Origin of the sequence: Plantactinospora veratri (assembly GCF_036421995.1) — a bacterium.
Classification (GTDB): Bacteria; Actinomycetota; Actinomycetes; order Mycobacteriales; family Micromonosporaceae; genus Plantactinospora; species Plantactinospora veratri.
Map to the genome: position 1 here is coordinate 37,183 of NZ_JAZGQL010000029.1, position 13,414 is coordinate 50,596.

The following is a 13,414-nucleotide window of genomic DNA, read 5'->3' on the forward strand; positions in this document are numbered from 1 at the left end:
GCGGCTAGCACAGTTTCGCTTGATCAGGGCGTTGTCCACAGTGGCGTCGGCTGTCCACAGCCGGCGGTCTGCGGCCGGTAGGGCGCTCCGTCGGTCGCCTACCTTCGCCGGGTGTCCGACGACGACGAAGTACTGGTGCGACAACGGCTCTCCCGGCTGCTCGGCGGCAACGTCATCCCGGCGGAGCGGCCGAGCGCCGGTTCCGACCCCGCCGGCACCGGACCAGCTCCGTCGGCGAACGCACCGACAGAGGCGGACGCACCGACGAGGCCCGACGCAGCGACGGAGCCGGGTCGGCTGGCGGGTCCGGGGGCCTTCGACCCGGCGGGTCCGAGGGCTTTCGATCCGGGACGGCGTGGGGTCAAGGCCCTCGCGGTGGTGGCGGTCGTCGTGGTGCTCGGTGCGGCCGGCTGGGCCTGGCTGTCCCGGCCCCGGAGCGAGCCGGTCACGCCCCCGCCCGCCCCGGCAAGCACGTTCGGACCCGGATCGTCGACCTCGGGGGCCGCGGTCGGTGCCGCCGAGGTGGTGGTCGCGGTGGCCGGCAAGGTACGCCGCCCCGGTCTGGTGCGCCTGCCCGCCGGTGCCCGGGTCGCCGACGCCCTCGAATCCGCCGGCGGCGCGCTGCCCGGCGTCGACGTGGCATTGCTGAACCTCGCCCGCAAGGTGACCGACGGCGAGCTGATCCTGGTCGGGGTGACTCCGCCGCCCGGGGGTGGCCCGGCCGGCGCCGGCCAGCCCGGGGCACCTGCGGGAGCCACCGGTGCCCAACCGGGCGGCGGGAAGGTCAACCTCAACACCGCCACCGTGGCGCAACTCGACGCACTGCCCGGGGTCGGTCCGGTGCTCGCCCAACGCATCGTGGCGCACCGCGAGGAGCACGGCGGATTCCGCTCGGTGGCCGACCTCCGCCAGGTCACCGGCATCGGCGACGCCCGCTACGAGGACCTCAAGGACCTGGTGACGGTGTGACCGGCCGACTCGATCCGCCGGGACCGCCGGATGCGGGTCAGGACGCCGCAGACCCGGCCGGTCCCGGTCGGCGGCCGCCGGATCTGCGGTTGGCCGGGCTGGCGGTCGGCGCCTGGCTGTCGGCGCTGGCCGGGCTCCTGTTCGGCACCGAGCCGGCCGTACTGGCCGCTGTGCTGGCCGGCGGCGCCGCACTGATCCTGTCCGGTCGGCTGACCCGCCGGGTGCCGGCGATGCTGGGCCGGCACGGCTGGGTGGTGGTGACCGTACTGCTCGGCGTGGTCTGCGGCAGCGCGGCGACGGCCGCCCGGCTGGGGGTACGGGACGCCCCGCCGATCGGCCAGTTGGCCGAGGAACGCGCCAGGGTCGGCGCCGAGCTGGTGGTCCGGGAGGATCCACGGTCGATCGGCGGGGTCGCCGGCCGGCCGGCGACCTATCTGTTGTCGACCCGGCTGGTCTGGGTGGCCCCGGAGGAGGGGGAGAGCAGGGTCAGCGTGTCGGTCCGGATCCTGGTGCTGGCCACCGATCCGGACTGGCGGAAACTACTGCCCGGCCAGCGGCTGACCACCACCGGGCGACTGGCGCCGCCGCGCGGTGGCGACCTCACCGCCGCCGTGCTGACGGTCAGCACCCCACCCGTGCTGCGCAGCAGCCCGTCCTGGGCACAGCGGGCGGCCGGCACGTTGCGGGCCGGGCTGCAACGGGCCTGTGCGCCGCTGCCCACCGAGCCGGGCGGGTTGCTGCCGGGACTGGTGGTCGGCGACACCAGCCGGCTGGAACCGGCGGTCGAGGAGGACTTCCTGACCACCGGGATGACGCACCTGACAGCGGTCTCCGGTACGAACGTTTCTTAGGGGTAGTGGTACTGTAGCACGCCATGGGAGGAACGAAACCAGGGCTACGCGCCGCAGTCATCGCCGTCATCTACGCCCGAGTCAGCGACGATGACAAGAGGCTGCGTCGGTCGGTCGGCGAGCAGGAGCACGAGTGCCAGCAAGAGGCAGCCGACCAGGCATGGACCGTTGCCCGGGTGTTCGTGGACAACGATCGTTCAGCCAGCCGCTACGCCCGGAAGCAGCGCGAAGAGTACGCGAAGCTACTCGACTACCTAGCCACCGAGCATGTTGACGTGCTGATCCTCTGGGAGTCATCTCGTGGCGGTCGAGAACTCGAAGGTTGGGCAGGTTTGCTCAACCTCTGTCGTCGCCGTCGAGTCCGCATCCATGTGGTGACCCATCGGCGGACGTACGACCTTGAGAACCCGCGCGACTGGCGCACCCTGGCAGAAGATGGCGTTGACTCGGCGTACGAGAGCGAGAAGACGCGGGAGCGCATCCTACGGTCGGTGCGTGCGAAGGCTGCCAGCGGCAAGCCACACGGGAAGCTGCTCTACGGCTACCGGCGGACCTACGACGACCGGGGGAACTTCATCGCCCAGGTGGTGAACGAGGACCAGGCCGAGGTGATCCGGGAAGCTGCTCGACGCGTCGCTAGCGGGGAAGCCAGCCGTTCGATCGCGCTGGACTTCAACCGCCGGGGCATCCCAACGCCGAGGGGTGGCGAGAAGGGGTGGACCCTCGGCCAGATCAGCCGGACCGTACAGAACCCCGGATACATCGGGAAGCGGGTACACCTCGGCAAGATCGTAGGTGATGCCGACTGGCCAGCGATCATCGATGACGAGACATACGCGACCTGCAAGGCCATCCTGACTGACCCACGGCGTAGGACACAGCGGGAGTCATCCGTCCGTCACCTGTTGTCCGGTGCCGCTGTATGCGACGTCTGCGATGGACGGATGCGAGTGCAGAAGAACCGAACGCACTACGCCTACCTGTGCGCGGAACGGTTCTGCGTGTCGATCAAGACAACCGTTCTTGAGGAATTCGTGGTGGCTGTGCTCATGGCTCGCCTGTCCCGCCCCGATGCGCTCGACCTACTCGCACCGCCGCAAAACACGGGAGAGGTTGAGCAGGCTCGGCAGGAAGCCGACGAGAAGAAGGCGCGACTTGAGGAGTGGTATGCCGCAGCCGCACGCAACGAGATCACTCCCGGTGGTATGGCTGCGATCGAGCGGAGGTTGCTCGACGAGATCAAAGATGCCGAGCGGAGGGCCGAGCATGTCGAGGTGCCGCCGCTGGTTCGGGACTTGGTCGGGCCCGGTGTCGAGCAGAGGTGGGAACGGCTGACGATCGGCCAGCAGCGCGAGGTGGTCGCGCTCCTGCTTGAGTTGCGCGTCGGCAAGACGTACCGGGGTGCCCGGAAGCTGGACCCTGCCAGGCTCGGCAACAGTCGTTGGCGAGGTGACGAGAAGACGTGGGCTGAGCGTGGGTTGGTGTAACTCTGCCCGTTGGAGCAAGTTGGTAGCCTGCCAAGACTGAACCCCCGTCAATCCCAGGTAGGCACAGTGACCACCGCCGAGAAGATCACCGCTGGCATCGCCCTCCTTGCCGCCCTGGGTGTTGGTGCCGTGCTGCAAGCCTGGGTTACGTACCTCCTGCACGGGCGAGAGAGAAAGATCAACATCGCTGATAAGTCTGTGCAGATGGCTGAGACCCTGATGACCAGGATGGAAGCCGAGCTAACCCGCGTGCAGGAGGCTCTTGCCAAGGCACAGCAAGAGACTGAGGAACTGCGAGCAACGTTGACAGAGACCTCGACCAACGAGGGGAGTATCAGCGAGCAGTTGCATGATGCTGAGAGATCCCTACGAGGCGTGAACGTGCAGATTATCAATGCCAGCACTGCGATTGGTGGCATGCAGGGACAAGTGCACCACATCAACGAGTCGGGCATCGAGAACTGGGCCCAACGGATACTTGCCGCATCTGATCGTGAGACAACGGCGGAGATGGCGGCACTGCGAAACCTTATAAGACTCCGGAGACCGTTAATCCCAGAACAGCGTTCTCGCAAGAGAGACGATCCTGATGACCCGGAGCCTCAGTCTCAGCGGTGACTCATGCCCCCTGGCCCTGCCGTAGCTGCTGACCAGGGCGAACGCATACCCCGTCTGAAGTACGGGGTATCTGAACTGCGGAGATAGATGCATCCGTCGAGCGGATGTAACCCGGACATGCCCACTACGAAACGGACATCGGGCCACGGCGAGGGGTGTTGGGTGGGAGGTGGGGGTGTGACCCTCTCGGCCTGGCCTTCCGTACCGCCACGTCTTAGCGCGGGAAATCCGTGGCAGCCCCGGGGAACTTTTAAACCGGGGGTAACGGGGGCCCCGGATCCACCTTCCCGGGCCCCAATCCACCCGATCTACCCGTCTCGCTCGGCCACCTGCCGCGCCCAATCGAAGAACTCCCGCGCCATCCGCAGGCAGTCAGCCCGAGACAGGGCGTCCGAGCCTCCCCGCCGTGCGGCCCTGAGCCAGGATTCGCCTTGCTGCCTGAGGATGTCCTCAGGGCGGTAGCTGTCAGACTCAGCCATCGCCGAGTTTCCTCTCCTCGGCTTCAAGCTCGCCCATCAGCTCATCGAGAGTCAGCTCACGGGGTGCCGGTGGTGGCGGTGGTTCGATGGCGATCCGCAGGCGTAGGCGGTCAGCGGGAGGGATGATCACGCCACGCAAGAGCCGATCGACGGTTTCAAGCGCAACGGCACTCTTGCCCTTGGTCCTGCCTCGCGAGGCGTACTCGCCGTTGAGGTAGGCGGACAGTTCACCGAAGCAGAACCGGGCGTACGCCCAGTCAACCGAGGTCATGATGCTGGCCTGCGGACTGTCCATCAGGGCAAGCCACATGTCGGATGCGGTGGGGTGCCAGTCGTCAACGGGCCCAGGGATCACCACCTGGCGCTCACCGCGTAGCACGATTACCGGGGCAGCGTTCGATGCCGCTCGCCGTTCGTCGGCCGGACGGTTGTAGTCGCCGGGCATGTTGTCTTCGCTGCGGTTCCTCACGCGGTCACCTCCGAGGTCTCGGCCTGGTCGCCGGCAGGGTCGAGCAGGGTCCAGATGACCGCCCGACCGATCGGGATCGCTTCGCCGCTGACTGAGTCCCAGCGAATCAGCCAGTACTCGTCGAGAGGCTTGGTCCGCTTCTCCCACACGTTGCAGGCCAGGTGGGCGGTAACGGTGTTGTCGTAGGTGTGGGAACCGCCCTCGGCCAGCGGCACCGTGTGATCGACCGAGGCAGACCGGGGATCGTGCCCGGTCTCCCGCAACGTCGGCTCACCGCAGAGTTGGCAGATCCAGCCGTCCCTAGCGAACACGACTTCGCGCTTCACCAGCTCGACCACGGGAGCGCCAGCCGCACGGGCACGCCGCCTGGCCTGCTCAGCCCAGCGCTCATCCTTGCCCGCGTCGGTCTTACGGTGAGTCTTCTTCCATGCCGTGCGGGTGCCCTTCTGTCGGGCGTTCCGTTCCGTCACGTGGCGCTTCGCGGAAGCCCGTTCCTTGCAGGAGCGGGAGCAGTAGGTGGCCTGCGGTCGCTTCCCTTCCATCGAACCGCCGCACTCCCGGCAGGCTCGCCCGGTGGTGGTCATGGTCGTTGTCACTGTCTCTGTCTCCTGAGTCATGGATCAGCAAGGGCACAGGGTCAGGTAGCCCGTTCAGAGGCTCTGAGACGCGCTGAGATCCTGTGCCCTACTTGGGGGTGGGTGTTGATCTGTTCGGCCGTCAGTGGGCCGCTGAGCGGGCTAGCCGCTCTCGCTGTCTGCGTCGCACGTCGCGCTGTCGGCAGGCGTGAGAACAGAACCGGGGTGCTCGTTGGGTGCTCGGCCGGATCGGGGTTCCGCACTGATCGCACAGTCCGGGGTTCTCTCGCTCCCGGCCGATGCGTAGGGCTAGGTCCCCGTTCCGCAGGATGCGCCGACGGTGCCGGCCGCAGTAGCCGCGCCCGTGCCGGGGTTGCTCGCAGCCGTCGACCAGGCATCCCCGGTCTGTGGCGTGTTCGTTGCTCATGTCGTGCCCACACAGGAATGGGGGAGCGGGGCGGACCTCAGGACAGTCGGGCAACGCCCGATGTCCAGCGGGAGGCCAGGCGCAGCCTGGCTCTCCCTCCGCCCCCGTCATCCCTCGGTCAGCCGGCGATCCGGGCGACAGCGTCAACCTCGACGACCACCCGCACGCCAGCCTTGAGCGAGTTACTGAACTCCTGGCCCGGGGTCGGCTTCTCGGTGCTCGGCTCCTCGCTGACTACCCGCGCCTCCTTGATCCGACCGATGCCGGCCGCGATCTCGCCGGGCAGGTTGCCGATGCTGGCCCGAGTGAACTCGCTGAAGTCGCGGATGCCGTACAGCCGAGACGACAGGTCGAAGACAATCCGCACGGTGCGCCGCTCCTGGTCGCCGTTCCGCCCGTCGCTGGCGACGGTCACAGACTCAAGCCCCGACAAGATCCGCTTGGCCTGGTTTCCGAAGTCGCCCCGAGTGTTGCCGTACATGCCACCGCCGTACGGATCGGCGTTGCGCTGGTCGGACCAGCCGCCCCGCTTGGTGATGTCGCCGATCAGGTCCAAGGCGAAGTTCCGCAACGCCTTGCTGTCGACGTCGGCCGGCAGGTTCGGCATGTCCGGCTTGACGTTGGACAGACGGACATCAAGGGTTACCCCGGCAGGGCTTGGGCTTGCCGAGGCGCCCACCAGTGCGGCGCCGCTGGACTCGATGGCAGCGAGACCAGCCAGCATGGCCCCACCGTCAACCGGTGTGCCGTTCGGCGTGACTACGGTGATGCCGACTCGACCGGACATGATGCCGGTAGCGGGATCGGTAGTGGTGGCGTTGGCCTGGTTGACGTAGACGCCGGGGTTGCTGCGGTCATCGGCGTTGACCGTCACCGGGAAGCCGTACACCCCGAACGCGAACGGGTCAGCCTCGATCCGCTCAGCAACGAACCGGGCCAGCGTCGGCGAGTCGACCGCTTGCGCGGAGTCGAGCGCCTTCTCAGCCGGAGTGACTGCCTTCCGAGCAGCCTCGACCAGGTAGCCGAGACGGGTGATCTCAGCCTCGGCGGTTACCAGGTCGAGCGCGCTCACGCTGGCGTCGCCACGGGTTAACCGGGTGATCAGCTCGGCGTGCGTCTCCTCGGCCTGCTCATGCTCGGTGCGTCGCTGGTCGACCAGGGCCCGAGCCTCGGTCAGCATCTCGGCGGCGATGTCGGTAGCGGTGCGGGTGGGCTTGCTGTTGGGCTTCGTAGCCACGGGAATTCCTCCAGAGACAGTTGAAGGCCGGCAGGTGGCCGGCCCGGGATGGGTGGTGCTGTAGCCCGCTGAGATCGCCGCTGAGCGACGAACGGGCAGGGGTTGGTGGTGTAAGGGGTCAGCGGCGAGACAGGCGCACGCTGGCCGACCAGCGATGGGCGGCGAGGTAGACGCCGCTGTCGGTACGGATGAACCGCACAGCCCTATCGGCGGACGCGCGGGTGAGTCTCAGAGACACGTGGTCGAGATCAGCCGGCAGGTACCCGGGATCGACCTGTCCCGCCTTGCCGCGCAAGTCATCCGGGGACAGTTCCAGGTAGCCATCCCGATGGAAGGCCAGAACCGATACGCGACAGGATGCCCAGTCGCCAGTACGACCGAGGATCGGAACGTCTCGGGTCGGCCGGACCAGAATCGCCGGCAGGTCTTTCACTCCCTCGGGGGCGATCCGGCTCGTGCCGGCCGGCAACCGCTCGACGCGAGCAAGGTGTGAGTAGGCGGCATGAATGACGGACACGGCGAGATCAGCGGGGTTGGCCATGGTGGAGGTGGTCACCAGCGACCATCCCGGACAGCAGCCTGAGCAGACCGGTAGAGCGCCGTTGCCTCGCTCAGGGCTTCGGTTGCCTCGGTGATCTCGTCGGCGGTGGCGTTGGGATCGGCCTGCACCTGAGCGAGTCGGGTAGCGGCGTTGCGCTTGGCGTCACTGGCGAAGGCGTATCGCTGGTGGGCCAGGTCATGGGCAGCCTGGCGTTCCTTCTTGGTGGGTTTGGGTGGAGGGGTGGTCACTGGTCGGTGTCTCCGTTCATGGTGATGGCCGGCAGCGTGAAGCGCCGGCAGGGTGATCGGGGAGGGTTGCTCTCGCGGTGCAGTGGCGAGCGCGGAGCAGAGTGCCCGGGTACCTCTGGGCAGAGGGGCAGCGGCAGGAAGCTTCCCGATGGTGGGCCCGAACGGGCCCCAACCTGTTGAGCAGGTCGCCCAGGTGATGCGGCCTCCGGCCGCTCATGCTCTCGCCGCTGCCTGGTTGACCGGGAGCACAGCGGCACGGCGCGCGTAGCGCACAGCGCCCCGGGCTACTGACTCTCGCTCAGGACCAGGTCCCACACATCGGCAACCGGCTCGGGAGTCTTGACCGTGACCGGCTCGGCCGGCGCAGCCGGCTCGGGAGGTTCGATGTCATCCCAGACTGAGCGGGTGGGCTCCTCGACCTGGCTCGGTCGAGTGAAGTTGCCGGGCAGAGTAGAAGCAGATGGGGGCAGATGAAGGGCAGATGGTGTCGATGGGGTCGACATGTCATGTCGATCGGGTCGACATGTGATGTCGATGGGGTCGACATGTTGAGTCGGCTCGACCGGCAACCGTTCGCCTTGCTTGTCGATGGAGTCGACATGTTGAGTGTCGACGGGATCTACATGTTCGGCCGGCTCTTGTCGCAGCCAGAGATCCACCCGCCGCCGGTTCGGCCGGTCAACCTTGGCGAAGTACCGGGAGACCTGCGGACGCTCGATCAGCTCGGACATGCTGCCCCGGTCGCACTTCGCCAGCTCGGCCAGCCGAGCCAAGCTGCGCTTGACCTTGAACGTCGGGTTATCCGTTCCGATCGCCGCTGCCACCAAGACAGCCTTCTCGCGGGTGTCGAGCCCGTCGTCTTCCATGACTCCCCGGATGAAGTCCAGGGGGCGGAACTCTGTGCCGTTGTTCTTGCTCACGATGCCGCGTCTCCCTGTGGGACCGTCAGGATCCACGTATCGGGTGCCAGTGGGATCAGCCAGCCCTTGAGGATCAGTGCGTCGATGTCCTCACGGACCTGCTCGACGCTCAGGCCGGTGTCTCGTGCCCACTCCTCGACGGTCATCCGAAACGGTGAACTGGTCATCGCTGGTCGCTGTGCTCCTGGCCGGTTCCGCTTGCGCTTGCGGCTCACGTCGGTCACCTCCTGGTCGTCGTTGTCGTTGCGGCTCACAGCGCGCCGAGCGCCGATAGCCAGGCGGGCAGTACGGTCAGCACCCCGACCACGCTGAGCAGGTAGGCAAGGGCGTACAGGGTGCGGTCAGAGATGGTCACGGTTGATCTCCTCAGGTTGGTGGTACGTTGCTCACTGGGTCTACCCGCTCATTCGCCGCTGAGTAGACGGCGGAGTCTGGCTCTCTGCTCGGGGGTGAGGGGCGGTGCCTGGCTGGCGATGCGCTCGGCGATGCGCCGTAGTTCCTCTGCGCTCAACGGCCACGCTCCCGCGCTACGCGCTCAACCTCGGCCAGTGGGTAGAGGATCTTGCCGAGTAGCTTCCGGTACGGGACAGGTGAGCGTCCGTCGCTACGCCAGTTCCGCATCGTTGCGGGGGTGACTCCGAGGCGTTCGGCTGCCTCGTTGGGGGTGAGGTAGTCGATGTCGTCGATGGTGATCACGGGTGTTCCTCCCTCATGGTGGTGAGTCGTTGTCACTGTCGATGGGCATGAAAAAACGCCGCATCCCCTGGTGGGACACGGCGTGCGTGGTGGTGCTCGGATTGCTCGGTGGTGAACCCTCTACAAGTAAGACGGGTTGATCTTGGGAGTTTTACCGGGCATCGTGACCGGGCTCACCCTGGCGGCTTGGTCGACCGACTCGGCGGTTGAACCCTCTACTAGTAAGACGGGTTGATCTTGGGGCTTGTTGCGCAGGGGTGACCAGGGCCACGCGACACCCCGAACCGCCCCGGCTGCCCTCAGAGCCCTTGACGCTCGACGCCTACACCTGACTACCCCCGCCAACCCTTCGCCCCGCAGCGTGGCTCTCAGCGGGTTCTACGGGGGTGCTGTGCCCTCGCTTCCTGGTGGCATCGACACCCGGCAGGAAGCTAAGCGCACGTAGTGCCAGGATTCGGCGACAGCTTCCAAGCCATCGGCGTCGACCACGTATCCGCGCAACAGTTGGAAGCCCTCCCGTACCGGCTTTGCGTCGACCGGGACGGCGGTAATCCGTAGGCGGAGGTCTCCGAGGATTCGCGCCGTGCTGTCGTACGGCTGGAAGTGGGCGAACTCAGGGGCGTACAGGGTGTCGCCTGGCACGACAACCGGCCGGGGGCGGTTTCGTCGAAAGATCGACAACCGGCCCGGTTTGGGTGCGCTATCGCTGGGCATCCTCACATGGTGTCGTCTGCCCTAGTCGAGCGTCAACGGCTCAAGCTCTAGTCATCTGACGTTGTTCCTCCCGTAACACATGCCGACGTCTAGCGTCAAGAGCCGTGGACCTTGTTGGCGTGGCGGAGATTCGAGACATGCTCGGCGGTATCAGCCGGCAGCGAGTCAACGTGATCACCAACGCCAAGGGCTTCCCTGATCCCGTCGCAAGGCTGGCAATGGGCAAGGTGTGGCGACGTCGGGACGTGGCGCGATGGATCGCCGAGCATCGGCCCGACCTGACCGCAGACTGACCCGGGAACGGAAGTGCCCCGGTCACCCCTGATGGGTGCCGGGGCATCTTCGTTGGTGGGCTACTCGGTGACCACCTGGGCGACGGCAAGCAACTCCCGCCATGCCTCGGCCGCCTGCTCGACGCTTGGTGTCGACGTGACCGGCTCCCGCCCGTACAGACCGATGACCGGTCGCCCGTCCGCCGTGGTGCCGACGTGGACCAGGTCGCCACTGTCATCCTCGCTCGGTTCCCAGCCTCGCCGGTCGAGGTCCCTCATGGCGTGGTCCCAGCCGGCAGCGTGCAGGGTGGTCGGGCCGGCAAGCGGGTCGATGTCGTCGGCGACCCGGGGGAGGATCAACAGACCTTCACCGGTCACCGGGTCGAGGTGGGCAACATGGTCGGCGTAGGTGATGGTTGCGATCACTGGCTGATCCTCTCTCCGGCTGCCCACCGGGCAAGGTCTGCTCTGGCGTACAGGTCCGCGTTTCCTTCCTTGCCCCTCGGCGTAGGGACCTGCCCTACCTTCCGCTGTAGCCGCTTCTTCGCTGCGTCCAGCTTCCACGGCAGTACCCCGGCATCGATCGCCTGACGCAGCGTCAGGAAGTCCCCGGCAGGGCTTGATAGGTCGGTGACCTGGGAAGTCCCCGGGGACCGGGGACATGCAAGCTGCCGAGCTTCGCTCGCAGACAGGTACGCCACCTGCACCTCGGTGGCCTGTCCGCCGATGACCACCTGCCACCGGCCAAGGGTCCGGGATGCCCGGGGCATGGCTGCCTCGGGAACCAGCATCTTCCAGTTGTTGGCGGTGTATCTGGCCAAGCACCGGATACCGAAGTTCTCTCGCGCCTCGGGTCCGCCGATCGCCCGAGCCGTGAGCATCTGCGCGATAGCCAGCACGTTGACCTTGGCCGAGCGACCCATGAACAGCAGGTCAGCCAGAGCCGACACGGCAGGGGACCGCTTGGGGTCACCCTTGCCGCGCACCTCGGCCCAGAAGTTGACCAGTTGCCCGATGGTCGCGTTCAACTCCTCGGCGATGACCAGCACGCGGGGACCGCAGTCCCAGTCTTCCGGCTCGTGCAGGGCCAGCGTGTTCCGTTCATCGGCGAGCGTGGCCAGCTTGACCAGGGCGTCATGCATCTGCGCCGGCCGGGTGCAGTAGTCAACGCCAGCCAACCCGAGCGCCCAGCGGTGCGAGCCTTTCCGGTCGAGGATGACGACTCGGCCACCCCGGTTGAGTACCTGCACCGCGACCAGCTCGGCCAGTACCGACTTGCCCGCACCCGTACCGGCACTTACCGCGATGTGCGGGGAGTCGTCCCGCAGAGACAGGATCACCGGCCGGTCGCCTGCACCCTGCCCGATGTAGAACTCCCATTCGGCCAGCCGGGGAAGCTGCTCGGCGACCTGGTCGACACCGACCCGGGCCGGGGGACGCTTGCGCACGGTCCAGACTGCCCGCACCCGTGGGCCCACCTGGTGCCACGCCTCGACCAGATCGGCAACGGGGATCTTGCTGCCGATGATCGACGAGACAAGCTGCCGTTGCTCCCTGGTCAGGTACGGGGTGTCTGCCTCCAACTCGATGCGCGGGCCCCGGTCACCGTCGACCGGACGACGGAACAGAGCCAGCTTTGACGTGACCGGCTCGGCTGCCCGCTGCATCGACCAGGCTGCCCGCTGAGCGCGCTCAGGAAGCCAGCGGATCACCGGTTCTACCCGCTCGCCATACCAGGCCCGTACGGCAGTCTCAGCCGGTGACAGAGGCTTAGCGAGCCGGGGAGTGAGGTTGCCCAACGACGGATCAACGTGCAGGCGTACGCCGTTCTGCATGCCCATCGCCGGGGCAAGGGCAGCCAGGGTAGGAGCGATGTACGCCCGGTTGAACCGGCGCATGGTCAGCTTCCGTCTGAGCCGGTAGCCCACCACCACGGCAGCCGAGCCGACCACTGAGCCGACCTGCTCAGGGTGAGCCGTTGCCAGTAGAGCCGTAGCCGGTGCACCGAGCCGGATCACCTGACGCTGCCAGCCGGTGAGCCGACCGGCACCACGGCTCAGGTAGCGGTACCCCGCCCGACCGTCGAGGGGACGGCCGGACAGGTACCGATAGACCACGCGGGGAACGGTGTGCTTGCGCCGTAGCCGGCGGATGATCCGCTCAAGCTCGGTCATGCCGTCACCCCGGCAAGCTCAGGCGTACGGCCGTTGACGGCAGTGTCCGCAGCTTCCGTCCGGGAAGGCGAACCGGGGGAGCGGGTAGGCCGGTAGCGCTTCACCGTCGCCAGCGACACCCCGGCAAGCTCAGCGATCCGGGCATGGGTCGCGTCCGGCTCGGCGCGGTGAGCGCGCATCACCAGATCAGCGGAGGTTGCCGACCGGGGTACAACCCGCTTGGGCTGAGCCTTGCGGCTCGGCTCAGGCTTGACCGGCTCAGGCTTGACCGGCTCAGGGGTCGCCTGCTCGACGGCAACCGGCTCAGGCTCGGCCGGCTCAACGGCCGGCAGGCTCACCGGTTCAGGCTCGGTGATTCGCTTGCCCTGCCGGCTCAGCACCTCAACGGCGATAAGGAACGCGAGAGCAGGCACAGCCGCAACCAGCCGAGCCGTAACGGTCGGCTGAGCCGATGCGATGTTCGCTGCCAGGGTGGCGACCACCCCGAACGCAACGGCGACGCGAGCGGACAGGCGAGGCTTCCGGCCGTTGCGCTTGTCCTCAAGCATCGCCAGCGTGCCGACGACAATCAGGCCATCGATCGCCAGCGGGTAGACGGCCGCAACGGACAGCCGCTCTCCCGCTTCCCGGGCGACCTTGACGATGTGCGTGTAACTCGCCCAGCCGGCTACCCCGGCGACAACGAGAGTGGACAGGCGAGAGGTAAGGGCAGTCAGGTTCATCGGTGATCAAGTCCT

15 protein-coding genes and 1 pseudogene are annotated in these 13,414 nt (G+C 67.3%); 5 read left to right on the plus strand and 11 right to left on the minus strand.

The genetic code is table 11. The annotated features are described in order from the left end of the window. The first annotated feature begins 111 nt into the window (after positions 1-111). The 4 genes and pseudogenes from V1634_RS29105 (at position 112) to V1634_RS29120 (ending at position 3,925) form a co-directional block, all read left to right on the plus strand. Positions 112-969 carry a ComEA family DNA-binding protein gene (locus V1634_RS29105; protein WP_331210926.1) on the plus strand — a complete coding sequence of 286 codons (858 nt, stop codon included), beginning with the start codon at positions 112-114 and terminating at the stop codon, positions 967-969. Continuing rightward, positions 966-1,817 (plus strand): annotated as a pseudogene (locus V1634_RS29110) (ComEC/Rec2 family competence protein); the annotation flags it as partial. The gene V1634_RS29105 and the pseudogene V1634_RS29110, both read left to right, overlap by 4 nt. 26 nt (positions 1,818-1,843) lie before the next feature. Then, positions 1,844-3,307, plus strand: a complete 1,464-nt coding sequence (locus tag V1634_RS29115; RefSeq protein ID WP_331210927.1) for a recombinase family protein — start codon at positions 1,844-1,846, stop codon at positions 3,305-3,307. Between the two features lie 66 nt (positions 3,308-3,373). After that, positions 3,374-3,925, plus strand: a complete 552-nt coding sequence (locus V1634_RS29120) for a hypothetical protein (protein ID WP_331210928.1) — start codon at positions 3,374-3,376, stop codon at positions 3,923-3,925. 471 nt (positions 3,926-4,396) lie between these two features. Here V1634_RS29120 and V1634_RS29125 read toward each other — a convergent pair whose 3' ends face one another. From V1634_RS29125 to V1634_RS29160, 8 genes are all read right to left on the minus strand, one after another. After that, complete coding sequence (locus V1634_RS29125) at positions 4,397-4,873, minus strand: phage terminase small subunit (RefSeq protein ID WP_331210929.1); 477 nt, start codon at positions 4,871-4,873, stop codon at positions 4,397-4,399. Continuing rightward, the gene (locus V1634_RS29130; protein WP_331210930.1) at positions 4,870-5,469 is read right to left on the minus strand and encodes an HNH endonuclease; all 600 of its coding nucleotides are present in this window, start codon (positions 5,467-5,469) and stop codon (positions 4,870-4,872) included. The genes V1634_RS29125 and V1634_RS29130 overlap by 4 nt, the downstream gene beginning before the upstream one ends. Before the next feature lie 524 nt (positions 5,470-5,993). Then, positions 5,994-7,112, minus strand: a complete 1,119-nt coding sequence (locus tag V1634_RS29135; RefSeq protein WP_331210931.1) for a hypothetical protein — start codon at positions 7,110-7,112, stop codon at positions 5,994-5,996. A gap of 118 nt (positions 7,113-7,230) precedes the next feature. Beyond that, positions 7,231-7,668, minus strand: a complete 438-nt coding sequence (locus V1634_RS29140; protein ID WP_331210932.1) for a hypothetical protein — start codon at positions 7,666-7,668, stop codon at positions 7,231-7,233. Continuing rightward, on the minus strand, positions 7,665-7,901 hold the full coding sequence (locus tag V1634_RS29145; RefSeq protein ID WP_331210933.1) for a hypothetical protein: 237 nt from the start codon (positions 7,899-7,901) through the stop codon (positions 7,665-7,667). Before V1634_RS29145 ends, V1634_RS29140 begins: the two co-directional genes overlap by 4 nt. A gap of 284 nt (positions 7,902-8,185) precedes the next feature. Then, a complete protein-coding gene (locus V1634_RS29150; RefSeq protein WP_331210934.1) occupies positions 8,186-8,821 on the minus strand; it encodes a hypothetical protein in 636 nt (211 codons plus the stop codon). Continuing rightward, entirely contained in the window at positions 8,818-9,075 is a 258-nt protein-coding gene (locus tag V1634_RS29155) for a hypothetical protein (RefSeq protein ID WP_331210935.1), read from the minus strand. Before V1634_RS29155 ends, V1634_RS29150 begins: the two co-directional genes overlap by 4 nt. Before the next feature lie 253 nt (positions 9,076-9,328). Continuing rightward, complete coding sequence (locus V1634_RS29160; protein ID WP_331210936.1) at positions 9,329-9,517, minus strand: helix-turn-helix domain-containing protein; 189 nt, start codon at positions 9,515-9,517, stop codon at positions 9,329-9,331. An 818-nt stretch (positions 9,518-10,335) separates the two neighbouring features. Here V1634_RS29160 and V1634_RS29165 point away from each other — a divergent pair. Continuing rightward, positions 10,336-10,524 carry a hypothetical protein gene (locus V1634_RS29165; RefSeq protein ID WP_331210937.1) on the plus strand — a complete coding sequence of 63 codons (189 nt, stop codon included), beginning with the start codon at positions 10,336-10,338 and terminating at the stop codon, positions 10,522-10,524. Between the two features lie 60 nt (positions 10,525-10,584). Here V1634_RS29165 and V1634_RS29170 read toward each other — a convergent pair whose 3' ends face one another. The 3 genes from V1634_RS29170 to V1634_RS29180 are packed head-to-tail and all read right to left on the minus strand — an operon-like array spanning position 10,585 to position 13,399. Next, on the minus strand, positions 10,585-10,929 hold the full coding sequence (locus V1634_RS29170; protein ID WP_331210938.1) for a hypothetical protein: 345 nt from the start codon (positions 10,927-10,929) through the stop codon (positions 10,585-10,587). Next, positions 10,926-12,677, minus strand: coding sequence for a type IV secretory system conjugative DNA transfer family protein (locus tag V1634_RS29175; RefSeq protein WP_331210939.1), 1,752 nt, complete (start codon positions 12,675-12,677; stop codon positions 10,926-10,928). Before V1634_RS29175 ends, V1634_RS29170 begins: the two co-directional genes overlap by 4 nt. After that, on the minus strand, positions 12,674-13,399 hold the full coding sequence (locus tag V1634_RS29180; protein ID WP_331210940.1) for a DUF2637 domain-containing protein: 726 nt from the start codon (positions 13,397-13,399) through the stop codon (positions 12,674-12,676). The genes V1634_RS29175 and V1634_RS29180 overlap by 4 nt, the downstream gene beginning before the upstream one ends. Positions 13,400-13,414: the final 15 nt, after the last annotated feature.